This is a genomic window from Bradyrhizobium sp. 157, from assembly GCF_023073815.1.
GTDB lineage: Bacteria > Pseudomonadota > Alphaproteobacteria > Rhizobiales > Xanthobacteraceae > Bradyrhizobium.
Genome location: NZ_JADPKF010000107.1, coordinates 107089 through 130861 on the forward strand (window position 1 = coordinate 107089; position 23773 = coordinate 130861).

Genomic DNA, 23773 nt, shown 5'->3' on the forward strand with positions numbered 1-23773 from the left:
GCGCCAAATCGCGGACACGAGATGTCCGCCGACGGTCGCGGCCGGCTGAACTCGTCCTCAGACCTGGATCACCTCTCGACTTGCTCCATTGCAGTAGAGACGTTCGACTTGTTCAGAGCGATGTTTCAGCACAGCACGTTGATTGACGTAGGCCTTGTCGGTGATTTCTCCTGCCGCCAATGACGGCGGATCCTTCAGCAGCGAGAACGAACAGATTCTTTCGCTACTTCCGACCGCTTCGTTGTATTCCTGAAAACGATCCTTCAGGAATTGAATCACGAGAGGGTCGCAGGTCAAATCCGCGGCTGGAGTCTTCGAAATCCGCGCTGCCTCGGTCGGATTCAACCAGCAGAGCAGCGCGCACGATTCACGATTTTCTCCCGCAACGACAATGTCCAGCAATACGCCGCGCGTTGCAGCCAGGATTGCCGCGCGCATATTCCCGATCGAGACCCATGTGCCGTTCGCGAGCTTGAAGTTCTCGGAAATTCTGCCTGTAAAACGCAGCCCAAGCTCCGGCTTCTGAGGATTTAGAAACGAGACGGTATCGCCGATGCGATAGAACCCTTCCTCATCGAAGGCCTTTTCCGTCAGATCCGGCCTTCCGAGATAACCTGGCGTGACGTTGGGTCCCTTCACCCTCGCCTCGTAAGTATCGGAAACAGGGATCAGCTTTAGCTGCAGGCCCGGCGCGGGAAGACCAATCTCTCCCGGCTGGTCCGTCGCCCAGTGGGTCGTACTGATTGTTGGGGCGGTTTCGGTGGTGCCGTAGCCTGACATGACCGGAATTCGCCGGCCGGTGATCGACGATGTCAGCCGATAGAGCTTTTCAAGCGTTCCCTGCGAGATTGCAGCCCCGGCATAGCTCAATCTGTCAATCCGCTTGAACACGCTGGCGCCAAGTTCGAGGTCGTTCTCGATCGCGTCACATAACAGATTATAGCCGGCAGGCACGTTGAACATGGCGGTGGGCGAAATCTCCGTGAGATTCGCGATCGTCTTGTGGAAGAGCTGAGGCAGCGGCCGGCCATCATCAATGTAGAGCGTCCCGCCATTTTTGAGAATGCCGTGAAGGATCACGTTGCTGCCCATCGTATGGTGCCAGGGCAGCCACTCAACCTGCACCGGCGCGTCCGGAGGAGACACCAGCAGACTCCCCATTTGCAGGGAGCTCGCCATCATGCGGTGGGTATTGAGCACGCCTTTGGGGAAACCCGTCGAACCGGATGTGAAGAGAATCTTTGCGACAGCGTCGCAAGAAACCGCACGTGAAGCATCCGCGAATCCTTCACTCGCCGTTCGCGATGTCAGTACGCCAAGAGGCACGGTGTCCGGCGCCCCATCGACACTGATCCAGGTTGCGGCTGCCAGTTCGGGAATCGAGCGCCCGGCGGAAAAGTCGCGCCCGCTCTGGACGAAAACGAAATTCGGGCGGAGCGCTTCCGCTATATCCTCGAGACGAGCCAGGCCGCCGGGCATCAGCGTGTAGTTAGGCGAGATCGGCGCCAGGATTACTCCTATCGACATCGCGGCAAACGAGATCACCGCGTTCTCGATGGAGTTTCCTGAAAGTATCGCCAGCTTGTCAGCCGGCTTTGCGCCCATATCGATCAGGCTTTGGCCGACCGCCTGAACCTGCAACCATGCTTCGCCATAGGTGATCTCGTCCCATCCCCCGTTGGCATCGCGTTGCGCAAGAAAAATTCTATCGGGAACGGAATTTGCCCAAGTCGGAAGAAAATCAGTGATGCGCCAGTCGCACTCCCCCAACTTAAGGGGCGAGCTCAAGATGAGCGTGCCGTCGGTTCGACGCTCTATGGAAAGCTCCCTCGGCGCAAACGTCAGTGCCTTCGTCGACATCGAAGATGATCTCCTGAATTATCGGGATGGGCCGATCGAGCACGCTACACGCGCTTAGCCTTATGCCCATCGCTGCTGGGCCGCCTGTCTGGATAATGCGCTGTCAGTTGGTCTGTCGGGCCAGACCGGTCGGCAGTCGGCCCTCAACCCGCCAACCGCCGCACCTGTCGCTTCGCCGATGCAAGGTCACTCGGACCTGGCGTCCAGCACTTCCCCGAAGGCTTGCCAACCCGTGCCTGTCCATCGCTGCAATCGCATCTGTGTCCAGATCATGTTCTCGGTATCGGTCGTGTTGACCTTGATGCCGGGCAGCGCCGTCGGAACGACGAAGTCCTTCAGGTTCTTGGCCTGCGCAAGAATATTCTTGCGAGACAGGTCATTGCCGCACTGCTTTAGAATCTGCTCGAGCAGGATGCCTTGCTGATAGCCGGTCAGATAGCTGCCGTTGGTGATATCGGCGCCCGGCAAATACTTTTCAAAAAACACCCTGAAGGCCTGCATACCCGGGTCGTTATTCCAGGCCGGATCCAGAACATCCTTGTTGGTCGTGCCGACGATCACGCCGACGGATTTGTCGAGACCGGCGGGCGCGAGCGTGCCTCCGACCGAGCCGGATGGAAAATTGATGATCACGGTTGCCTTCCAGCCGATCACCGATGCTTGCCGGATCGCCTGCGCGGCGAACTTCGGTGTGCCGGCGATCACGAGAGCGTCCGCACCGGAGCTCCTCAGGTTGACGACCTGTGAATCGACCGTCGGTTCGGTGACCTCGTAGGAAGCCGTCACGACCCTTCGGTCGAAATCTTTGCCGAGAAACGCCTTGAAGGCGTTGACGTAGTCTTTGCCGAGGTCGTCGTTCTGATAGAGGATGGCATACTTGGCGTTTGGCAGCGCCTTCGTCAGATATTTGGCGTAGATCTTTCCTTCGGTGTCGTAGCTGACAAGACCCGTCGTGGTGAGCGGGTAATTGGCGACGTCCGTGAACTTGGATGACCCGCTGATAATTGCGATGCTGGGCACTCCCTTCGAGCGCAGGTATTTTGCCGTCGCCGAGATGCCGGGAGTGCCAAGCTGGCCGAACATGAACGACACTTCGTCGCTCTCAACCAGTTTGCGGACGTGCTCCACGGCTTTCGGAGGGCTGTATGCGTCGTCATATGCGACGTAGTTGATCTTGCGACCGTTAATGCCGCCGCGATCGTTGACCGACTGAATGTAGGCCATAACTCCCTTGCCCACGAGACCGATCGATGAGGCCGGTCCGCTGAAGGGAAAAACGCCGCCGATCTTGATCTCCGTCGCTGTAATTCCAGGCTCTTCAGCCGCGAATGCAGGCCCGCTCAAAAGTAAAGTCAGAGCCGCTACGGTTTTCCATTTCATCAACATTCTCTCCTCCCAAACGCGATGCGCCCTTGCGGGCACGTGGTTCTTGTTTTTGTGCCGCCGCCTACCCGCCCTTCGTCCGTGCGAGCCGATCGGTCCCAGCGCCTATCCGTTCAGCGCTGCAACCGGCCATCGCGGCCGTTGCGATCGGCCATCTTCTCCCTGCAGCCTACAGTTCTTTTTTAGAACTAGTCAAGCGCTTAGATGATCGTTTCGCCGACGAGCGAGCGGCGAGCTTGCTGAAGCACTCGCAAAGTTACGAGTTCAACGGTAGCCACTGTTTCAAGCCAGTAGCTGCGGAGCCGCGGCGCGCTCATGCGCTGAATCCTGCCAGGAAGTGACGTGAGCATTTTCTCCGCTCAGCGGCACGATTCTATCGAATGATGGCTATTCGGATTCAAGCGACCGTTGGGGACATTGGGCGACATGAGTAAATGCTCGCGAGACCGATCTTTAAGTGGCCTTGGGGCAATCAATAACGCGGGTTCGTCGCCGAGCCCGGGTCATATGGCAGGAAAACTAGTTCTATTTTGAAACTCTTGAAGGCCATTGTTAAGTCGACGCTCTTTCAAGCGGCGACCGTTTCGCGAATGTGTTCGACTGCCCTATCCAGAAAGGCCTGAGCCAGATCGGGGTCGTTGACGACGCGCGATAGCGTGAGCGCACCGACCATCGTCGCGAGAATGACCATGGCTTTGCCATCAGGCTCCTCGCCGTTAGTCTCGGCAATCAAACGACCGAGGAGTTCGAGATACGATTTGATGCCGGCTTCGAATGACGCTTTCACGTCGCTGCCCTGTCTGGCGGCGTCAGAGCCGAGCGCCACGACTGGGCAGCCGTCCATCTTTTCTTCGCGGTGTTCCGTGCTGAGGTAGAACGCGATCACCGCGCCAAGCGGATCCTCAGGCTTCGCCGCGGTCGCGGCCGACCATCGGAGGGTGGCGCTCTCCAATGCCCGCCTGGAAGCCTGCGCCGCCAAATCCTCCTTCGAGGCGAACTGCTTGTAAAAGCCGCCTTGGGTCAGGCCGGCACCCTTCATCAGATCCTTAAGGCCGATGCCGTCAAAGCCGCACTCCCGAAAAAGGCGACTTGCCACATTGATTACAGCTTCGCGGTTTTCCGCGGCCTGAATGCGACTCACTCGCATGTCGACCTCCATTTTTTAGATTGCATTCGTAATCTATATCAAATATAGAGTTCAAACGCAATCTATTTCGAATGAGGCGATAGCATGAAAAAGAGACCCGTTATTGTGCTGGGCAGCATCCTGATCGCCGTATCCGGCGTGGCCGCATTCACCGCGCTTTCTATCCGCACGCAGGCAGCCTCCGCCGTGAGCGACCCGAGGCAGGAACCACCGATCGTCAGAGTAGTGACCGCGGCGCAGGTGGCCGGATCCGAACGCGGCTTCACGGGCATCATAGGAGCGAGGGTGCAGAGCAGCCTCGGTTTTCGCGTCGCCGGCAAGATCGTGGAACGGCTTGTGAATGCCGGTCAGCAGGTCAAAGCCGGTCAGCCGCTGATGCGGATCGACGAAACCGACCTTCGCCTTGCGGTCACGGCAAAGCGCAACGCCGTTGCCGCCGCGCGTGCATCTTTCGTTCAGACCGAAGCGGATGAACAGCGATACGCCAAGTTGGTGAGCAACGGATGGGCTTCCCGACAGCGCTATGAGCAAGCGAAGGCCGCGTTGGATACGGCCGAGGCGCAACTCGCCACCGCTGAAGCGGATGCGCGGGTCGCCGAGAATGAGGCGACCTACTCGGTCCTGGTAGCGGATGCGGACGGAACGGTAGTCGAAACGCTTGGCGAGCCCGGGCAGGTCGTCTCGGCCGGCCAGACAGTCGTTCGGATCGCAAAGGCCGGCCCCCGCGAAGCTGTGGTCGCGCTTCCCGAAACGATCCGGCCAGCCATCGGCTCCGCGGCCGAGGCCAGCGTGTATGGGGCGGCCGATGGGCGGCGCTACACGGCGCATCTGCGGCAGTTGTCGGATGCCGCCGATGCTCAGACCCGTACCTATGAGGCACGTTATGTGCTCGACGGTGAGGCCGCGGCAGCACCGCTTGGCGCGACGGTAACCATTCGGCTCGCAAGCCAAGCGAGTCAGCCGGAAGTCCAGGTGCCGCTGGGAGCCGTGCTCGATGACGGCCGGAAGACCGGTGTTTGGGTCCTGGATAGCGTCACCTCGACCGTACGCTTTCGGCCCGTCAAACTTGTTCGGGTGAGCAGCGAAACTGCCGTGATCTCTGGATTGAGCTCTGGTGATCCGATTGTTTCCCTCGGCGCTCATCTCCTGCAGGAGGGCGCTCGCGTCAGGACTGCCTCTGAAAGCAGATGAGCCTCAATATTTCCGCGACCGCCGTTGGAGAAGTCAAATGCTATACAGTTACATCGTCAAGAAAGAAATCCGAAAGACCTTCGACCACGTCAACAACCATCGCTGGGATGAAGCGGCGAAAGCGGTCGCGCCGCATGTTCATCACCGCGTTTCCGGCGCCCACGCGCTTGCTGGTGAGCGCCACGACAAAGAAGCGCTGCGCCGCTGGTTTGAGCGTCTCGGCCGCGTTCAGCCCACTCTACACATCACGGTCAACAACATCTGGGTGAAGGGGTGGCCTTGGCACACCACCGTGTTTGCCCAGTGGGACGCCACCGCAACGCTGCTCCACGGCGACGCGTCCTACGTCAACCGTGGCCTCCACGTGTTCACCCTGCGGTGGGGTAAAGTCTATGCACTCGAGGAATTTCAAGATTCACAGGAAGCGGCCCGTGGGCTTGCTGCCCAGGCGGCAGCTGGCCTCAAAGAAGCTGTCGCCGAACCAATTGTAACCTAGCAGAAGCGCAGTCGGAGGCCCGCGTTTTTTCGGGCAAGCGCGGTCCACTCGGCGCCACCTGCTGCAGGACGGCGCGAGCGTCAGGACGAACGTCGAGGAATAGGACTGGCCAATGATGAATTTCAATCTTTCCGCGATCGCCGTCCGCGAACGGGCCGTAACCCTGTTCTTTATCCTCCTGCTGGCGTTCGCAGGTGTCTACGGCTTCCTAAGGCTCGGGCGGGCAGAGGACCCCTCCTTCACCATCAAGACCCTGACGGTCACGACGGTATGGCCGGGCGCGACGGCGCGCGAGATGCAGGACCAGGTCGCCGAACCCTTGGAGAAGCGGATTCAGGAGCTGACCTGGTACGACCGGGTGGAGACGACCACACGGCCAGGTTATGCGTACATGACGGTTACGCTGAAGGACAGCACACCGCCATCTAGCGTGCAGGAGGAGTTCTACCAGGCCCGCAAGAAGCTTGGGGATGAAGCGCGCAAGCTGCCCTCTGGTGTGCTCGGCCCCTTCGTCAACGACGAATATTCGGACGTGAGCTTCGCCCTTTATGCCCTCAAGGCAAAGGGCATGCCGATGCGCGAACTTGCGAGGCAAGCCGAGACCATTCGCCAGGACCTCCTGCACGTGCCCGGCGTCAAGAAGATCAACATCCTCGGTGAACGTCCCGAACAGATATTCATCGAGTTTTCCTATGCCAAACTGGCAACCCTCGGCGTGTCGGCACAGGATATTGTTGCCGCCTTGCAGCGGCAGAACACCCTCACACCGGCAGGCTCGATCGACACCAAGGGGCCGCAGGTCTTCATCCGGGTCGACGGCGCTTATGACAGCGTCCAGGCGATCGCCGACACGCCGATCGTCGCTGCGGGGCGGACGCTGAAGCTCGCCGACATCGCCAATGTCCGCCGCGGCTACGAGGATCCTCCCACCTACCTCATCCGACACCAGGGTGAGCCCTCCATTATGCTGGCGGCGGTTATGCAAGAGGGCTGGGATGGCCTCGCGCTTGGCAAGGCGCTGGAGGAGAGGTCCGCAGCTATCGCTCGGATTCTGCCACTCGGGATGACTCTGGCTAAAGTCAGCGACCAGGCCGTCAACATCACCTCGGCGGTTGACGAATTCATGATGAAGTTTGCGATGGCGCTCGGCGTGGTGCTGCTGGTGAGCCTGCTCAGCCTCGGCTGGCGCGTCGGCATCGTCGTGGCGGCTGCCGTCCCTCTGACCCTTGCCGTCGTGTTCCTCATCATGCTGGAAACCGGCCGGTTCTTCGACCGCATCACGCTCGGCGCCCTCATCCTGGCGCTTGGTCTTCTCGTGGACGACGCCATCATCGCCATCGAGGTGATGGTGGTGAAAATGGAAGAGGGCATGGACCGCATCAAGGCGGCAGCCTATGCGTGGAGCCACACGGCGGCACCGATGCTGTCCGGAACAGTCGTGACGATCGCCGGGTTCCTGCCGGTCGGCTTCGCGCGCTCGACGGCCGGCGAATACGCCGGCAACATCTTCTGGGTCGTGGGGTTCGCCCTCATCGTCTCCTGGATCGTCGCGGTGATCTTCACGCCCTATCTTGGCGTCAAGATGCTGCCCGCGATCAAGCCGATCGAAGGCGGTCACCACGCGATTTACGGCACACCGAACTATCGGCGCCTGCGAGGGATCATCACCTTCGCCGTGCGCCACAAGTTCGTAACCAGCGGCATCGTCGCCATCGCTTTCGCGCTTTCCGTCGTCGGCATGGGCGCGGTCAAACAGCAGTTCTTCCCGACGTCCGACCGCCCCGAAGTGCTGGTGGAGGTTCGCCTGCCGGAAGGCACCAGCATTGAGACGACGACCGCTACAGTCGAGAAGCTCGAACACTGGCTGGACCACCAGTCGGAGGCCAAGATCGTCACCAGCTATGTCGGTCAGGGCGCTCCCCGCTTCTTCTTCGCGATGGCGCCGGAGCTACCTGATCCAGCATTCGCCAAGATCGTCGTGCTTACGCCGGACGCGGAGGCGCGCGAGGCTTTGAAGCACCGGCTCCGCCAGGCCGTGTCAGATGGGCTTGCACCTGAGGCTAGTGTGCGCGTCACTCAGCTTGTGTTCGGGCCCTATACGCCGTTCCCGGTCGAGTTTCGAGTTATGGGGCCTGATCCCGCGCAATTGTACGCTATCTCTGAAAAAGCCCTCGATATCATGCGTGGCGTTGCCGATGTGCGGCAAGCGAACCGCGATTGGGGTAATCGCACGCCCGTGCTCCGCTTCATCCCGGATCAGGATCGACTGAACCTCATCGGCCTCTCGCCAGCGGAGGTGGGCCGGCAGCTTCAATTCCTCCTCACGGGCATTGCCGTTACGCAGGTCCGCGAGGACATCCGCAATGTCCCCATCGTGGCACGCAGCGCAGGCGGCGAGCGGCTGGATCCGGCGCGTCTGGCGGATTTCTCACTGATGAGCCGGGACGGCCGCCCGATTCCGCTCGACCAGATCGGCCATTCGGAAATCCGTCTGGAAGAGCCGATTATGAAGCGCCGCGATCGCACACCCGTCGTCACGATTCGCTCGGACATCAATGAGGCGACCCAGCCTCCAGAGGTCTCCAAGGAGATCAAGACGGCCCTTCAGCCGCTGATCGCATCGCTTCCGGCCGGCTATCGCATCGAATTGGGCGGATCGATCGAGGAGGCAACCAAGGCCAATGACGCGTTGGCGACGGTCTTTCCCGCCATGATCGCCGCCATGCTGATCGTCATCATGCTGCAGGTGCGATCCTTCTCAACGATGGCCATGGTCATGCTGACGGCACCGCTTGGCCTAGTCGGCGTCGTGCCCGTGTTGCTCGCCTTTAATCAGCCCTTCGGATTCAACGCCATTCTGGGCCTGATAGGACTGGCGGGCATCCTGATGCGCAACACGCTGATTCTGACCGAACAGATCAAGGAGAACCGTGCGGCCGGCCTTGATAACTATCACGCCGTCATCGAGGCCACGGTGCAACGCACGAGGCCCGTGATCCTGACCGCACTTGCCGCCGTGCTGGCCTTCATCCCTCTCACGCACTCCGTCTTCTGGGGATCGATGGCCTATACGCTGATCGGCGGCACGGCGGTCGGCACGGTGCTGATCCTGCTGTTCCTTCCTGCGCTTTATGCCGCGTGGTTTCGGATCACGCCGACTGCAGATGAGATCCATGAGGATTCTATGGAGGAACCGGAATTGCGAACAGCAATGGCTGCCGAGTAGAGCTCTGTTGTCGGACGAGGCAGACGAGGTGGGGATCTTATCGCGCTGCGCGTTTGCGAAGGCTTGCGGTTCGATCAGCGGACCTTGCCGTTCATGGCGGCGACGAGTCCTGCTGAAGCGCTTCCTCCGGGCAATCGATCTGTCCGCGGCGCCAGCGCTCCACTGCTCCAGAGTCGAGCCACCCGATCCTGACCAGGATGTCGATGGCGCTCACAAAGTGCTCGGCGGCAAGCGCCGCTTCAGGGGCTTTGGCGACACGATCAGCAAGTGGAACGCGATTCTTCTGGCTCATTCCGGGGTCGAACTCTCTGTCCGGTGCGCCGCAAGGATGGGCAACATGGTAGCTCCCAACTGGACAGCGTCGCGGACAAGCACCGGATCTGCGGTCGAGATAATCTCGCGTGCGGAGCCGTGGAGCCGCGCCCCTCGTGGCGTCCAGGCGCGGTCGCTACGACTGCAAATCACTTCAAGCGCAAAACTTCACTCATCTAATTTCTTGCTCAGTTCAGGATTGAGCTTATTCCGATCGACAGACTGATAGAATGTGATGGGTCTGCATTTTCCCTCGAAATCCGCGAGGACAATAGCCGTCCATGGACTCGCGTTCTCGCCCGAACCCTCGCGGAGGTCCGGCATGACCTTGCGAGCAGCGACCACATACCAAGCGCGACCAGCCGTTGCCGCCTTCGCAGCCGCAGCAAACTCATCCAATATTCCGCGCAGATTTTTGCGCATTTCTTCTTCAGTGTCCCCGCGAAGGTATTTTCGAGACGACTTTCCCGCCTCTCCGTACTCATGATGAATGTTCAGCTGCAGTCGGGCATCGTCCACTTCGATCTTGGTCACCTGTGCCACCGCTCCGCCTTCGCGAAGATAGTCTCGCACCCGGACGTCGCAGGCGAAAAATCTGTCCGTGGGCGGCTGAGCGACGCTAGCTGCAGGGGGGACCGCGGCTAGAGCCCGGCTTTTCTTTTTTCGAGGAGCAGCATCCGCAGGCATCGCGGCGATGGCGGCGCTGAGAAGCGCCGCGGCAAGCACGACTGGGAGAGGGGCATTCATGAGTGCGCTGCCGATGTGGTCTTTCTAAAACGCACTGGCCGCAGCGGTGGTTCCGGCCGTAAGGAACTTTTTCCTCAATACCGCCTTGTTTAATATTGTCCTACAAGAAGGGACCTTACGGAGGCGGTTTTTCGACCGTCGGTAGGTCATGGATTCGATTCTCATCAAGATCTTCGCCACGGCGCTTGCCTTCAGTCAGGTCACTACCCGGCCGGATGGGGTCAAAACGGAGTTCGATGCGGTGCACGACCGCGTCGAGGTGGCGCAGCTTCTGGGTGCCGGTTGCGCTCACATGCGCAAGGCTTTCGACATCGAGGACATCAACCTGGACGATCTGATTGCCACTGCCATGGATGACAAGGAAGCGTTGAGCAGCGAGATCAAGGCGCTCAAAGGCCTAAATCTGGCCGACCTCCACACGGCCTACAGGCAGTTCTGCAAGGTCGAAAAAGTGGAAGGATCTCCGGTCGATCTTGGTCAGGTCATCGCTTTCTACAACAGCGCGGTCAAGGATCTGCCCGACGCGGTGCAGCTCAAGCACCTCAGGCTTCCTGGCACCAGCGTAATCCTCGATAACAAGAGCCAGCGCGTCGCCGAGATTTACGCGCCGAACAACCGCCGCATCTGGGTCAAGCTTGCGGATATTCCAGAAGCGGTGCGCAACGCATTCATCGCCGCCGAGGACAAGCGCTTCTTTCAACACGCCGGCATTGATGAGCGCGGACTGGTGCGCGCCTTCATCGGCAACTTCACGAAGCCGGGCCGGCCGCAGGGCGGCTCGACCATTACCCAGCAGGTCGCCAAGAACCTGCTGGTGGGCAACGACATCACTTACGAAAGAAAACTGCGCGAAATGATCGTTGCCTCGCGGATGGAGCGCGCCCTGACCAAGGCGGAAATCCTCGAGCTCTATCTCAACTCGATTTATCTCGGTCGCGGCGCCTGGGGCATCGAGATGGCGGCGCGCAGCTATTTCGGTAAACCAGCCAAGGCGCTCTCCGCAGTCGAGGGCGCGCTGCTCGCCGGGCTCGCCAAGGGACCTAACTACTTCAATCCCGACCACCACCCTGAGCGCGCGCGCGAGCGCCTTGCCTACGTGCTGGGCCGCATGCAGGACGACGCTATGATCGACGCCGCCGCGGCGCAACCAGTATTGCCGCAGCTTGTCGAATACCGGCCGACGCGACGGGACTTCGCCTTTCACTTCGTCGATCACGTCGCCCGCGAGGCAAACATGGTCGCGGGCCTCGATACTCTCACCAATTCCTCCTACACGGTGCACTCGACCGTCAATTCGGCCCTGCAGCGCGTAGTCGAAGCGACGTTGCAGGAGGGCCTCGCGCGTTACGAGCTGAACACCAATCGCTACAAATTTGAGGGACCCGAGGCGAACATTTCCGATGCTGTCCGTCTGATTGCGGCTGACCCGAGGGCCACGGAACCGGCTTGGCTCGTGGCGTTGAAGACGACGCGGCTACCACTCTATGACGTTCACTGGCAATCGGCGGTCGTCCTGGAGAATGCGCGTGGCAAGCGCGGCCATGCGATCAAGGTTGGTCTGACCGACGGAAGCATCCTGCCGCTGAACACCTGGAGCGCGGCGATCGGGCGCGGTCTCAAGCCGTACGACGTGGTCTATGTGCAGGTGCGCGAAGCCAAGGGTAAGCAAGCGGCGCGTGCCGATCTGCGCATTCGACCGGCCGTGCAGGGAGCGGCGCTCGTACTCGGGAACGAAACCGGCCGCATTCTCGCGATGGCGGGCGGCTTTTCGTATCCGGCAAGCCAGCTCAACCGCGTCGTCCAGAGCCTGCGGCAACCCGGCTCCACCTTGAAGCCGCTGACCTATCTCGCCGCCCTTCGGAAGGGATTGCAGCCCAATACGCTGGTGATGGACGAACCCATCACGCTGGCACCGATCCGCGCGACGGGCTACGCGCGCCAGCGCGGTTTCTGGTCGCCGAAGAACTACGACGGCGGCGCTTCGGGCGCCATTACACTGCGGCGTGCGCTGGAAAACTCGCGGAATCTCGCCACCGCGCAACTGCTCGCGACCGGTCTCGACGACAGCGCCGAGCGAGGCCTCGACCGGGTCTGCGAGCTCGCGATGGAAGCGCAGCTCTACAGGGACTGCATGCGCTACTACCCGTTCGTGCTCGGTGCCCAAACGGTGCGGCTGATCGACCTGGCGGCGTTCTATGCAGCGATCGCCAATGAAGGCGCAAGGCCCCAGCCCCATGCGATCGAAACCATCGAACAGGACGGCCGCACAATCTACCGGCACGACCCGCGTGCGGTGGACTGGATCGGCTCCGCCGACCGGGCATCGTTTTACCAGTTGAAATCAATGCTGCAGGGTGTGCTCGAGCGCGGAACCGCGCGCGTGGTGAAGCATCTCTCGCCCTTTGTCGGCGGCAAGACTGGCACCACTGATAATTCGGCCGATGCCTGGTTCGTCGGTTTCACAAATGACGTTACCATCGCCATCTGGGTCGGCTACGACAACAGCGACGGCGGGCGCCGCACCCTTGGGCCCGGCCAGACCGGAGCGAAAGTCGCGCTGCCGATGTTCGAGCCGATCGTGCAGGCAGCCTGGGAGCTGCACGCTCCCAAGACGGCGTTGAACGGCCCCTCGCGCGAAGCCATGCGTCAGCTCGCTACTCTGTCGATCGATCCGTATACCGGCGATCCTGTACCGGCCGGCTCCGGGCGCGCTTTCACCGAGTACCTCAAGAGGGATCCGGCGGGCAGAATCAATGATACGCAATTTCGGATCGTCTCGCGTGCAGAACGCTACGCCTATCGTGGCGGTTATGACGAAGACGGCGGGCCATTCCAGCAGTGGTCCCACGACAACCGCCTTTACGGCGATAACCGGCTGCCCTTTCCATTCCCCGGCTGGCGGCTTGGTCCGCGCGAATATCCCTCCTGGCGCGGATATCCCGATGACGAGGACCGCCTCCCGCGACCGCCGCTCCGAGTCGATCCTGATTATTTCTGGCGGCGGCTGAATTGAGCATTGACGCCATGAGACTCCACCGTGCCGCCGTCCTCATCGCCGCCTGCGTGGCCATTTGCACGGGCGCAGCCGCGCAGGAATTCCAGCTGGAGGACGTGCCCGCAGTCGCCAGCGTTCCGATCGCACAGATCAAGCCGCGCACGGTCATCTTCGCCGACCAACGCAACGACAAGCTCGCCGATTCCTCGACCGGGCTTATTCCTTTCGACGATTGGGCCCGCTCACGTCCGGTTCAGCGGCGCTTCCTCTCGCTCTTCCCGAGCTTCGTTGAGCCCACGCTCAAGCAACAAACGAAGCTGAAGCTCTCGGTCTACCAGGCGGAGGCGCGGTTTCGACTTCCAAGACCGGCAGCGGCATTGGATCTGTCGCGATATGCGAATGTCGCGTTCCTCGAGCAGATCGATCCGGCAGTCAAGCACCGGCCGATCACGGCGAGCGATGCTGTTCCCAACAAGGACGCGGGCGCCGCGCACAACCGTGCACCGGATCGCCGCTGGTGCGAGGACGCGAAGGCGGTCTGCGTGCAGTCCCGCTACATGTTCGAAGGGAAAATACCGGCGGGCATTCAGCTTGCCAACAAGCTGCGCGAGGAGAGCAAAAAGCCCATCCCGGATTTCATCGAGTTCCAGAGTGAGATGATGTTGGTCGCGCAGCCGCAGCTTGCCGAACTGCCGAGCCTGACCGGCCTCGACTCCCCAGTCACCAGCGGGCTCGAACAGAACATCTTTTGGGTGAACCAGGTCATCCAGTTCGGCAAGCTGCTAGCGGTTGTGCAACAGCATCCGACCGAGCGGGAAGCCGCCATCGCGACGGTCTACATCCTGATTGCGGTCAGGGACGACGTGCTGAACAAGCAAAGGGAATACAGCAAAACACCCATGCTGCGAAACCTCGTGCCCGCGCAACTGCTCATGGGCAACAGCTCCTTCAACAGCGGCGATTCGCTGAGCGCCGGCCTGCCGAAATACGCCAGAAGCCGCATCAAGGCGATCGCCGAACTGATGGAGCGGGAATGAGCAGAGCGTGTGCGGCGACGAATGGCTGGCAAACAGCCGAGCCAAGGGCAAGACTCCTGCCCACCACTGCTTGCAACGGCAAGGGAGTCTCGACACACGCGCTCCCAAAATATCGAAAACAACCCCGTGCAAAGTAGCAGGCGGCCGCCGCCATTCGAAGAAGCAGCTTGACACGTCGGGCAAATCAGCGGCATTCCTTCATCATCCCGCAATCCTGTAAATCCCCGTCGCCCGCAACAGCGGGCGCGTCGGTGCGATTGCGGCTGAAAATCCTTACCCACAATTGAAATTACAGGGATCGCCGCGGCGAACGATCATCTGCGCGTGGCCGAACCGCGCGCGCCGCGCGCGTGCCAGGGAGTATCGACATGAACACCGCTCCAGACCTTGCTATGTCAACGGCGATCGCCGCGACCGACCAGACCAAAGCCGCCGCAATCCCGCGGATCAAGCTCCTGTCGCACGGATTCTCCATCGACCATCCAGATCCTGAAATCGGCGAACAGCTCATGACGAACGCACTGGGAGTCGCCGATCGCGAAGCGATGCATGGCATCCTCCGGCAACTGGTCAAGGCCAGCGTGAGCGGCGAGAGTCCGGACGAGGTCAACCTCTCTTTCATGATTTCGATGGTGAAGAGCATTCGCCCACGGGATTCCGTCGAGGCCATGCTGGTGGCGCAGATGGTTTCCGTTCATGTGATGGCGATGCGGTGCGCCCATCACCTTGCGAATGCGGACGATCTCGCTCAGCACGACAGCGCCGCGCGCGCATTGGGCAGGCTCGCCCGCACGTTTCCCGCCCAGATCGAGGCGCTGAACCGCTACCGGAGCCATGGCGAGCCCGCCATCACCGTGCAGAACGTGTCGGTCGGCGATGGCGGCAAGGCCATTGTCGGCAACGTCACGCAGCATGCGCGCGTGATCGTTTCCGACAAGAGCCCGACCTCCGCGGCGCGGAAGGCGCCGAAGGCCGCAGGCTCCAGGCGAAGGCCCGCTTCCGCCGATGCCAAGCGGGCAGCACAGCCATGAGCGATCACATCAGAAATACCGGCCCGATGCTGGCGAGCCCGCGTTGTGGCGCCAAAACCCGTTCCGGCGGCGCGTGCCGCTCGCCGGCGGTGCACGGCAAGAAGCGCTGCCGCATGCACGGCGGAGCACCGGGATCCGGCGCGCCCAAGGCAAACCAGAACGCGCGCAAGCACGGCCTGTTCACCAGGGATGCGATCGCCGAGCGAAGGCGGATACGGGCGGTGTTGGGTGAGGCGCGGAAGCTGCTGGAAGGGATGAAGTGATAACGTTTGCCCATTTAGTCACGAAGGATCATCGGCAATCCGGTGCTGCCCGCCATCCACGACGGCGATCATCGGCGTCGCGTGCGAAATCGGGAGTTCAAAAGGACCAGAGGTCATAAGCAGCGGCGCAAGGAGGCTCCGGCCGAGGGACCCTCCGGGATGCGGTTGCCCTGCGCCGGGGCGCCTCGATCCTAACTTCCCGTCTTTACTGGCCGTGCATTGGGTAGACGCAATCACGAGAAGGAGTCGTGGGACACGTTTGAACCAAGCCATGGTATGCGCGTCGTCGTGGGCAATGGCGACTGTGGCCGCAGGGACATAGGGGGAATGGTTAAGAACCCGTCGGTAGGTTTGGACCTGGCGCACCCATCAATTCCACGGCATAGTGCCGTCATGAGCATGATTGACAGCCCGACATGGCAACTAAGCCTTCGCTAAAGCCGATGGTCTTCGTGGACGCGTTCGCGGGTTGCGGGGGCCTATCGTTGGGCCTGCTGCAAGCCGGATGGCGCGGACTGTTCGCAATCGAGCATGACGACTTCGCGTTCGCGACGCTAAAGGCAAACCTTGTCGAGGGAAAAGGCCCGCACAAGTTCGCATGGCCAAAGTGGCTTCCCAAGGAGCCCATAGGCATCCAATCACTGCTGTCGAAGCACGGCCAAGCACTGGAAAAGCTACAAGGGACCGTGGACCTGCTGGTCGGGGGACCGCCGTGCCAAGGGTTTTCGAGCGCGGGCCGCAGGCGCCACGATGATCCGCGTAACAAGCTGTTTTCGTCGTATCTCAAGCTGGTAAAGCTGCTGAAGCCGAAAGTGGTGCTAATTGAAAATGTCCGCGGCTTCACGTCGGACTTCGAGACAGGGGCGAACTACGCAAGCAAGCTTCGTACCGCGTTGGCCGTCGACTATGACGTCCATGATGCCTTGCTGGATTTGTCCGCCTTCGGCGTGCCCCAGCGACGGACACGCTACTTCGTGCTTGCCACTAGCCGCGCGCTGGGCATCAAGGAACCATTCGAGCAGCTGAAGCAGGAATTACCATCGTTCCTTCGGTCAATCGGCTTGCAAGCGCCGATATCGTCGAAGTCCGCCATCTCGGACCTGGAGACCGCGCGCAACGGCACGCAGGATTCCCGCGACACGGCTGGCTTCATAGAGACGAAATACAAGGCGCCGCTGACCAAGTATCAAAAGTTGATGAACGCTGGCGTTGCCCACCCGACTGACTTGAGGCTGGCCCGCCACAACGACGACATCACCGATCGTTTCCGGCAAATCATCGAGCTGAGCCACGCTGAAGGACGGCTCAACACATCGATCACCGATGAGGTTCGCGCGAAGTTTGGTTTGAAGAAGCGCGCCCTCCGCGTGCTCGACCCCGACATGCCGTCGCCGACGATAACCAGCATGCCGGACGACTTGTTGCACTACTCCGAGCCCAGGACACTCACGGTACGCGAAAACGCGCGCTTGCAATCATTCCCGGATTGGTTCGAGTTCAAGGGCAAGTACACCACCGGCGGCCAATTGCGCCGCCGTGAAGTGCCACGCTTCACCCAGGTCGCGAACGCCGTACCGCCGCTGGTCGCCAGGACCATCGGCGAATTCTTGATGAAGGCGATGACGGCAGCCAAACGTAAGCCGTCAGCCGCCAAGCGTCTTCAGCAAGCCGCGGAATTCCGTGCGCACATCTAGGATGGTGCAGCGCAGGACTCGCATATCCTCTAGGCTCACTTGGCTTCCCACGGCGGTGACGACCAGGGTTGGCTTGCCTTCGGGAACGAGCACGACGTGGCCGAGGTCGTTCCGCTCAGGCACGACTTCTTGCATGTACTTGACGACACTGGCGTGTGCACCGGGATTTTCGTGCGAGCCTCCCGCCTCCAAGGCGCTCTTAAGCAGCTTTAGGCGCTCCATCGACGTGAAGAGCATGTGTGCCTTGTAGAACGGGGCGATGTCCGTCTGGGTCTTCAGCTTCTCGCCGAGCTTGGTGAGCTCCTTCAGCTTCTTTTCCACAGCAGCAAGGGCCGTCGCGATGAACTGCTTCTTTCCGTCGTCCTCTAAGGAGGCATGGATGGTCCTGAGGCACTCGTTGACCATGTGGTCGACGTCGCTCGTCGCGCCCATCACGATGCCGCGGGTGTGGTCCAGGTCGAGCACCTTCTTGATTAGAGAATCGAAGACGCCTTCAACCTCGTTGACCAGTTCTGTCCGCGTGCAGCAATAGACGCCTTCGAGATCGTTCTCGCGCACCAAGTCCATCAGAACATTTGGCGCTGTTTGTGCAGAGTAGAATACGACGTCCTTGTATCTGATTTTCTCGCGGATGCGCTCGATGGCATCCTGGCCCCTAGCACCGGCGCCAAGATCCCAATCGACCAGCACCATGTCGACCTCGTCGACGAATACGTCTTCGTTGAGCTGGCTTTCAAGCTCCGCCATCGAATGGCAAAGCGTAGGATTGAAGTGAAACCCTTGCTCCTTCATGTAGCCGGCAATGCGCGTAATCTGCGCTTGGATGGCCCCAGGTTGGTCATCGACCCAGAGAACGTTAAAATCTAGCCTCATTTGCTCCTCTTGCCAGCTCCAACCCTAATGGCAAAGGCAGCACCAGGCCCTTCGTCATCCAAAAGCTCAATGGTGCCACCGATTTCCCCCAGCACTTGCCTTACGTGGTAAAGGCCCAAACCCGATCCGCGCGTGGTCGTATAGCCCATGTCGAAGATGCGTTTGGGATCGACGCCTCGCGACAATCCTTGCCCGTTGTCGCGGATGGTAACGAGCAAGGTGCCCTTATCGACGGCTTCGAGTTTGATCCTAATCCGCGTCGCCTTAGCTCGGCGTGCGTTGCTTATCAAGTTGTCTACGACGATCGAAATGTCCATGGGGTTGAAGCGCATCTTCAAGCCGGGATGCGTATTCTCGACGACAATGCGCAGGCGGGCCGAGCCTGTTACCTGCGCGACATTTTCAATGTATTCGGTGATGAACGCGGTAATATCACCCTCAACCATCTCAGAATCTAATTGGAAGTTAGCCTTCGACGCAAAGCGCGTCACCGCCAGGACCTTGTTGTTGAGGAAGGCGATCTGCTCCATCGCCTCCAGCACGGTCTCTCTAGGGATGGATTTTTGACCGGCCGTGGCACCAAGGAAGTTCTCTATCTGTTGGGCGACATCTACCGCATAGATCGTGACCTGATGGTGCAAGTTCAGGATTGTCTTCGCGTCAACCTTGACGGCAGCTTCGAGGAAGTGGGCGCGACGGCGCTCGATTTCAGCTGCAGCCTCGGCCGTCTCTGCGCGCTCCATTGCGGCTTCGCTAGCAGCGCGCTCGCGGTCCGCAATCTTGTGTGCCTCGGCGGCGGACTTGCGTAGCTCCTCGAAACGCCGTTCTGCCCTGACGAGCTTCTCGATGAGCGGCTTGTTGCCAGTCTTCTCCGCAATCGAGCGCAGGCCACCAAGCGAGGATTCGAATTCATTGGACCGCTCATTGACGATGCTGACGAGCCGTTTGCTGTAATCAACCAGCTCAACTTCGTCGTTGTCGACGAGGCTCGCCACCGCCTTGGTAACACGGGCTCGTCCTTGGTCGGTCATCAAGCGCGAGAGGTCACCCGTGTTGGCGTCATCAGGATCAACCCATGAGACCGGCACGACGTATTTTTCAAGCCGCTGGAGGCAATGCTTCATCACCGCCTCGCGCAACTGGCGCACAGCCGGCGTATCGATGAGGCCCTGGTTGCGGCTCGACGCTTCCTGAAAGTCCTCATCGGACCCGAACACGTCGACCCGGCCAATTACCTCACGCGTGCCGAGGAAGCGGCTAAACCCCTGCTGCTTGCGGCGGTCAAAGCCGAACCAGTCATCCGTGACTTCTCCCACTGGATAAACCCGGAAGTTGTTCCGGAAAAGGAAGACCGATCCGAACTGTACCGAGGGCAAGCCTGCGCGGCGCGCGAAAGTCAGCTTCGAGGACGTATTGAGATAATAGATTTCACAGTGGAAGTTTGAATCTTCCAAGTGCTTGTAAGGGTTTGGTTCGCGGATTTTATAGATGACCTCACCGCGATCGGTTAATTCGGTCGTGATTTTGCCTTTGTCGATCGAAACCGAGATAAAGGTCGTCTTTTCCTTTAGCGTGCTGAAGATCGGATTGCCGACCAGACCGTTGACGACCGCACCCGGCAGAACCTCGCTTCCCGCCTTGGTAGCTTTCGCACGCGCCTCCTTGTCTTCGTCGGCTTCTGCTGGCGCCGTGATTTCAATGGTGAAGCGATCAGCTGTCGAGCCGAACGGATTGATCAGCTTGGCTAGAGATGATTTCAGCGCAAGCAGAGACTGTCGACTCCACTTATGGCGCAAGTGGCGAACCTCAATGACAGTGCCATTGCGCAGCTTCTCCCCGAACTTCTGCAGCTCCTTGGGCAGGTCGAACGATTTCGTGGCTTGGTAGTCGACCGGGATCTCATCGAAATGGTCGCGGTCATTTTTGTCGAAGAGACTCCAGTTAACGTCGAGGCGGTGGACGGTGAACTCATCCTTCGGGCGGGTCTGCAAGATGACCTGACTGCCGAGTCGGTCCGAGGAAAACCGCCCAATGCCCTTGCTGCCGGCGTAGTGCGCCCGGTCGGCGACGATGTTGCGGAAATCCTTGCTCTGCTTGGCTTCGCGCTTCGACGAGTAGGCGACGAAGAGCCATTTGTCGTTGATATCCTTGTAGGACATGCCTCGGCCATTGTCGGCAACGATCACATTGCTTGGCCCGAAGAAGATGTGAACCTTGTTGGCGCCCGCGTCGAACGAGTTCTTGACCAGCTCGAAGATCGCGACCTCGTCGTCCGTGATGAGCTCGCTGCCCAGCACGCGTTTAAGGCCGGTGCTCACGTCGAACGTCAGCGTTTCCTTGGCAGCCGCCTTCTTCGGCTTGGTGGTAGACGTGTCGCTCGCCATTAAGACGATCTTTCCTTTTTTACCTTGGTCCCGGCGGTGCCCAAGTAGCCCGTTACGCGCCTCAAGAGGCGGTCAGTGTGCTTGATTTCGCACTCCCAGACCGTCAGCGTGCTCCAGCCCATCCGGCGCAACGCGCGCTTGTTAAGCTTGTCACGCTCCACGTTCCGCTGGAACTTGGCCTGCCAATATTCGGTTCGGCTCTTTGGCATATTGGCAACTTTGCACCCCTGGTGCGCATGCCAAAAACAACCGTGAATGAACAATGCTTTTTTCCGAGACGGAAAAACTATGTCTGGTTTTCCCGGCAAATCCTTGCGGTGGAGCTGGTACCTGTATCCGAGGGCGTACAACGCTTGTCGCACCGCAAGCTCCGGGCGCGTATTTTTGCCCCGGATGCGTGACATGCGCTCGCTGCGTTGTTGCTTCGTCAAAGTATCCATGCAGCGATCAGCGAGTTCAACCCCTAGTTACAAATTATACGCTAGTGGTGCGGACGGGCGATTCGAACCGGCACAGGCGATCGGCCCCAACAGATTTTGGCACTTCGGCTTTCGCCGCCGCCACCCGTTCGTGGCCTGGTGCGCGACCAGTCGCATTACGCCCACATAAGCCATCTATACGACGCAAACACTTGGTCGAAAAGCAATATTCGGGAACTTCGCACATGGATTAATCAAACTCGGCATACAGTTGGCTCAACCTCTCAGACAAAAAAGTGCGTGGAGAGCGACTCGCTTTCCGCTCGCCTGCTACTGATCCAGTGCGGAAAGCGACCAAGCCGACCGCGGAGTGCCGAGACCGGTGAACCAGGCACCCGGCGCCTGCATTAGTGATAGCGATGCCGCAGCCAAATGCAGGACCGAGTGTCTCCGGCGAGGGACGCATTAGATCTCTCCGTCAGACGAAGTCGGCAGGAAATATCCGGATCTCAACCGCCGCTTCCTTCAGCATCGCGCGCGCAACCTCAAAACTTCGCCGGAAGAACTCATCCGATTCCGGCTCTTGAAAAGTATTCAGCTCAACAATTCCGCTCTGGATAATGCCACGCACACAGTCGGCACACGGAAATAGACTGCTATACATTCTGCAACCTTCAGTACTGATTCCCGATCGAGCCGCGTTGTAAATCGCGTTCCGCTCGGCGTGTTCGAACCAGTAGTACTTTTCTCCGTCCTGCTTTGAGTGCCTCCCTTGTTGATTGCCATCCACCTTGCGAGGAAGTCCGTTAAATCCGATCGCCCGTATGTCGTTTGCTGGGCCGACGACTACAGCGCCGACTTTCCTGCTTCTGTCCTCGCTCCATGTTGCGACAAGACGGCAGAGCTCAAAGAAGCGCCGGTCCCATTTTTCTCTGGCTCTGGTTTCATCTGTCATGAGGATAGCGAAAGAGGTTTCTGATGATTGTAGGGAAGCAGATTCTGGAACGAGGTCTCGTTACGGGAGGAGACGAGAGCAATCTCAAGAACAGTACCTTTGATCTCACGGTCGGCGAAATTGTCCCGATTGGCAAGAAAGCAATTCGCGAGCGTCGCAGAAATCCTACGGTTTCTCGCGTTTTTTTGGAGCCTCGGGAGATGGTGTGGGTGTTGTCAAAAGAAGAGTTCGCTATGCCGGCGGACGTGACCGGCCTTGCGACGCTCCGGACGACATTCACGAAGCAAGGCATCCTCGCTCTCAACGTAGGCATCATCGACCCTCTATTCAAAGGGCCTATAAGCACGGCCCTCATAAACTTTTCTGACCGGCCTCGGGAAATTCGCCTCGGCGACAAGTTCTTCAGGATAGCTTTCTTCCCGCACTCCGACGTGAGCGCATTCCATCCCAGGGACGAGAATGTCGACAGGGCGGAATACATCCGTTCCCTGGAGAACGTTTCCTACGCTGATTTCTCACCGAGCTTCCTCAACATCCCGAAGTTTGACGATGAGTATTATTTCAAGAAATTCTGGAGCATGGTTTGGGTCGGGTTCACCAGAACGAAGTGGATTTCGGTCCCTCTGCTTGCGTTGTTCTTGCTGGTCGCCTGGTATCTGCTTCAGTCGGGCCTGTGGGCGTTCCTGGTGGATAATTGGAACTGGCTCGGCGAGACATTCAAGAAATTCAAATGGTGGTGAGGTTCAAGGAAGATGCGCCTTCGCGCAAGAAGGCGAGCCGCTACCGGCTCGTTAAGAGCGAGCCCTTCGGCCCGTAAGAGCGGGACGGCTTCGACCAGCGATCTCCGCTTTATCATCCCGCGAAAGCAACAACGAAATCTGGTTGCGGGGAAGGGATTCGAGCCCCTGACCTCAAGGTTATGAGCCTGACGAACCGCGTCTATGCCCATGCCGCCGAATTCTGGCAGGAGCGCCGTGTGGATGATGCGGTGGTGGACGGACGAGTTCGACCGGCTAAGGGAGCACGGTCGTGTCATCAAAATGAGTGCCTGAGGAAAAGCGCGTTCAATGTTGGGTTGCTCTCTTAAGTCGCACGTCCTTAGTTCGACATGTTCGTGTCAAGGAGCGCCAGAAGTGAGCGCACCACTACTAATGCTTCGTGCGTCCCAAGCCGGTCACTTCGCATGCATCGTCAATCGTGCAGGTGAGCCGCTGGGCGAATGGCATCGTGCTCGGTTCTGCGGCTTTCGGAGCGGATAGACTGACTTGTGACTGCTGTCCGCCAGTTTTCTCTCGTCGATTGTATCTCACGTGGCCCTCCTATTCGCACAAAGCTCGACAGGACAAGAGTTGATTGTGCGACGAGCAACGTCAATGCGAACATCCGAGGGCGCTCGCGTACGACAGCGCACGTCAGCGGCGGTTTGAATATTTCCGGACACCAAGGGCGACGAGGAAATTTTTTTCGCGGATGCGCGAGCCACAGTGAGGCATCGCGCCGAGGATAGTCTGATAATGTCGGCAGGAAATTCCCCAAGCGTTCGCCGCTGTTCACCAGCGTCTTACTCGACCATTATTCAACGAACGAGGCTGATGGCTACCTAAGTGCCTGAGTTTGCTGGCGCTCCCTAGGGGAATCGAACCCCTGTTTCAGCCTTGAGAGGGCCGCGTCCTAACCGCTAGACGAAGGGAGCGTGTGCTTCAGGGAATAGCCTCGAAATGTGCAGTCGGCAAGGCAAGTCTGAAGCCTTCGCACCGGTG

Annotated in this window: 18 protein-coding genes and 1 tRNA gene; 9 read left to right on the plus strand and 10 right to left on the minus strand. The window is 59.7% G+C overall.

All coding sequences use genetic code 11. The features are described from left to right. Positions 1-57: 57 nt before the first annotated feature. The 3 genes from IVA95_RS33965 to IVA95_RS33975 form a co-directional block, all read right to left on the minus strand. Complete coding sequence (locus IVA95_RS33965; protein ID WP_247514477.1) at positions 58-1860, minus strand: AMP-binding protein; 1803 nt, start codon at positions 1858-1860, stop codon at positions 58-60. A 186-nt stretch (positions 1861-2046) separates the two neighbouring features. After that, the gene (locus tag IVA95_RS33970) at positions 2047-3246 is read right to left on the minus strand and encodes an ABC transporter substrate-binding protein (RefSeq protein WP_247514478.1); all 1200 of its coding nucleotides are present in this window, start codon (positions 3244-3246) and stop codon (positions 2047-2049) included. Between the two features lie 565 nt (positions 3247-3811). Further along, positions 3812-4390, minus strand: coding sequence for a TetR/AcrR family transcriptional regulator (locus IVA95_RS33975; RefSeq protein ID WP_247514505.1), 579 nt, complete (start codon positions 4388-4390; stop codon positions 3812-3814). An 84-nt stretch (positions 4391-4474) separates the two neighbouring features. Between IVA95_RS33975 and IVA95_RS33980 the strand changes: the two genes are divergently transcribed. From IVA95_RS33980 to IVA95_RS33990, 3 genes are all read left to right on the plus strand, one after another. Further along, positions 4475-5581 (plus strand): efflux RND transporter periplasmic adaptor subunit, encoded by a 1107-nt coding sequence (locus tag IVA95_RS33980; protein WP_247514479.1) that lies wholly within the window; start codon positions 4475-4477, stop codon positions 5579-5581. 37 nt (positions 5582-5618) lie between these two features. Next, positions 5619-6077, plus strand: coding sequence for a nuclear transport factor 2 family protein (locus IVA95_RS33985; protein ID WP_247514480.1), 459 nt, complete (start codon positions 5619-5621; stop codon positions 6075-6077). 115 nt (positions 6078-6192) lie between these two features. Beyond that, positions 6193-9303 carry an efflux RND transporter permease subunit gene (locus IVA95_RS33990; protein ID WP_247514506.1) on the plus strand — a complete coding sequence of 1037 codons (3111 nt, stop codon included), beginning with the start codon at positions 6193-6195 and terminating at the stop codon, positions 9301-9303. 91 nt (positions 9304-9394) lie between these two features. Here IVA95_RS33990 and IVA95_RS33995 read toward each other — a convergent pair whose 3' ends face one another. Beyond that, positions 9395-9595 (minus strand): hypothetical protein, encoded by a 201-nt coding sequence (locus IVA95_RS33995; RefSeq protein WP_247514481.1) that lies wholly within the window; start codon positions 9593-9595, stop codon positions 9395-9397. 188 nt (positions 9596-9783) lie between these two features. After that, positions 9784-10149 (minus strand): hypothetical protein, encoded by a 366-nt coding sequence (locus tag IVA95_RS34000; protein ID WP_247514482.1) that lies wholly within the window; start codon positions 10147-10149, stop codon positions 9784-9786. A 361-nt stretch (positions 10150-10510) separates the two neighbouring features. Between IVA95_RS34000 and IVA95_RS34005 the strand changes: the two genes are divergently transcribed. The 5 genes from IVA95_RS34005 (at position 10511) to IVA95_RS34025 (ending at position 17382) form a co-directional block, all read left to right on the plus strand. Next, positions 10511-13375, plus strand: a complete 2865-nt coding sequence (locus tag IVA95_RS34005; RefSeq protein WP_247514483.1) for a transglycosylase domain-containing protein — start codon at positions 10511-10513, stop codon at positions 13373-13375. After that, positions 13372-14394, plus strand: a complete 1023-nt coding sequence (locus IVA95_RS34010; RefSeq protein ID WP_247514484.1) for a hypothetical protein — start codon at positions 13372-13374, stop codon at positions 14392-14394. The genes IVA95_RS34005 and IVA95_RS34010 overlap by 4 nt, the downstream gene beginning before the upstream one ends. Before the next feature lie 368 nt (positions 14395-14762). Then, positions 14763-15425 carry a hypothetical protein gene (locus IVA95_RS34015; protein WP_247514485.1) on the plus strand — a complete coding sequence of 221 codons (663 nt, stop codon included), beginning with the start codon at positions 14763-14765 and terminating at the stop codon, positions 15423-15425. Further along, positions 15422-15688: an HGGxSTG domain-containing protein gene (locus IVA95_RS34020; protein WP_247514486.1), complete on the plus strand. Its 267-nt coding sequence runs from the start codon at positions 15422-15424 to the stop codon at positions 15686-15688. The genes IVA95_RS34015 and IVA95_RS34020 overlap by 4 nt, the downstream gene beginning before the upstream one ends. A gap of 443 nt (positions 15689-16131) precedes the next feature. Continuing rightward, the gene (locus tag IVA95_RS34025; RefSeq protein WP_256470356.1) at positions 16132-17382 is read left to right on the plus strand and encodes a DNA cytosine methyltransferase; all 1251 of its coding nucleotides are present in this window, start codon (positions 16132-16134) and stop codon (positions 17380-17382) included. Here IVA95_RS34025 and IVA95_RS34030 read toward each other — a convergent pair. From IVA95_RS34030 to IVA95_RS34045, 4 genes are all read right to left on the minus strand, one after another. Continuing rightward, on the minus strand, positions 17332-18255 hold the full coding sequence (locus IVA95_RS34030; RefSeq protein WP_247514488.1) for a hypothetical protein: 924 nt from the start codon (positions 18253-18255) through the stop codon (positions 17332-17334). The genes IVA95_RS34025 and IVA95_RS34030 overlap by 51 nt on opposite strands. After that, on the minus strand, positions 18252-20639 hold the full coding sequence (locus IVA95_RS34035; protein WP_247514489.1) for a sensor histidine kinase: 2388 nt from the start codon (positions 20637-20639) through the stop codon (positions 18252-18254). The genes IVA95_RS34030 and IVA95_RS34035 overlap by 4 nt, the downstream gene beginning before the upstream one ends. Continuing rightward, positions 20639-21079 (minus strand): very short patch repair endonuclease, encoded by a 441-nt coding sequence (locus IVA95_RS34040; protein WP_247514490.1) that lies wholly within the window; start codon positions 21077-21079, stop codon positions 20639-20641. Before IVA95_RS34040 ends, IVA95_RS34035 begins: the two co-directional genes overlap by 1 nt. A gap of 457 nt (positions 21080-21536) precedes the next feature. After that, a complete protein-coding gene (locus tag IVA95_RS34045; protein ID WP_247514491.1) occupies positions 21537-22013 on the minus strand; it encodes a deaminase in 477 nt (158 codons plus the stop codon). 23 nt (positions 22014-22036) lie between these two features. Between IVA95_RS34045 and IVA95_RS34050 the strand changes: the two genes are divergently transcribed. Further along, positions 22037-22753, plus strand: coding sequence for a hypothetical protein (locus IVA95_RS34050; RefSeq protein ID WP_247514492.1), 717 nt, complete (start codon positions 22037-22039; stop codon positions 22751-22753). 878 nt (positions 22754-23631) lie between these two features. On the opposite strand, the gene IVA95_RS34055 is transcribed toward IVA95_RS34050, so the two are convergent. Continuing rightward, positions 23632-23706: transfer RNA gene (locus tag IVA95_RS34055), tRNA-Glu, on the minus strand. Positions 23707-23773: the final 67 nt, after the last annotated feature.

What these genes read in the sequence shown, in the direction of transcription:
- IVA95_RS33965 (WP_247514477.1), bottom strand. Translation starts at nt 1,860, where the DNA reads ATGTCGACGAAGGCACTGACGTTTGCGCCGAGGGAGCTTTCCATAGAG.
- IVA95_RS33970 (WP_247514478.1), bottom strand. Translation starts at nt 3,246, where the DNA reads ATGTTGATGAAATGGAAAACCGTAGCGGCTCTGACTTTACTTTTGAGC.
- IVA95_RS33975 (WP_247514505.1), bottom strand. Translation starts at nt 4,390, where the DNA reads ATGCGAGTGAGTCGCATTCAGGCCGCGGAAAACCGCGAAGCTGTAATC.
- IVA95_RS33980 (WP_247514479.1), top strand. Translation starts at nt 4,475, where the DNA reads ATGAAAAAGAGACCCGTTATTGTGCTGGGCAGCATCCTGATCGCCGTA.
- IVA95_RS33985 (WP_247514480.1), top strand. Translation starts at nt 5,619, where the DNA reads ATGCTATACAGTTACATCGTCAAGAAAGAAATCCGAAAGACCTTCGAC.
- IVA95_RS33990 (WP_247514506.1), top strand. Translation starts at nt 6,193, where the DNA reads ATGAATTTCAATCTTTCCGCGATCGCCGTCCGCGAACGGGCCGTAACC.
- IVA95_RS33995 (WP_247514481.1), bottom strand. Translation starts at nt 9,595, where the DNA reads ATGAGCCAGAAGAATCGCGTTCCACTTGCTGATCGTGTCGCCAAAGCC.
- IVA95_RS34005 (WP_247514483.1), top strand. Translation starts at nt 10,511, where the DNA reads ATGGATTCGATTCTCATCAAGATCTTCGCCACGGCGCTTGCCTTCAGT.
- IVA95_RS34015 (WP_247514485.1), top strand. Translation starts at nt 14,763, where the DNA reads ATGAACACCGCTCCAGACCTTGCTATGTCAACGGCGATCGCCGCGACC.
- IVA95_RS34020 (WP_247514486.1), top strand. Translation starts at nt 15,422, where the DNA reads ATGAGCGATCACATCAGAAATACCGGCCCGATGCTGGCGAGCCCGCGT.
- IVA95_RS34025 (WP_256470356.1), top strand. Translation starts at nt 16,132, where the DNA reads ATGGTCTTCGTGGACGCGTTCGCGGGTTGCGGGGGCCTATCGTTGGGC.
- IVA95_RS34030 (WP_247514488.1), bottom strand. Translation starts at nt 18,255, where the DNA reads ATGAGGCTAGATTTTAACGTTCTCTGGGTCGATGACCAACCTGGGGCC.
- IVA95_RS34035 (WP_247514489.1), bottom strand. Translation starts at nt 20,639, where the DNA reads ATGGCGAGCGACACGTCTACCACCAAGCCGAAGAAGGCGGCTGCCAAG.
- IVA95_RS34040 (WP_247514490.1), bottom strand. Translation starts at nt 21,079, where the DNA reads ATGGATACTTTGACGAAGCAACAACGCAGCGAGCGCATGTCACGCATC.
- IVA95_RS34045 (WP_247514491.1), bottom strand. Translation starts at nt 22,013, where the DNA reads ATGACAGATGAAACCAGAGCCAGAGAAAAATGGGACCGGCGCTTCTTT.
- IVA95_RS34050 (WP_247514492.1), top strand. Translation starts at nt 22,037, where the DNA reads ATGATTGTAGGGAAGCAGATTCTGGAACGAGGTCTCGTTACGGGAGGA.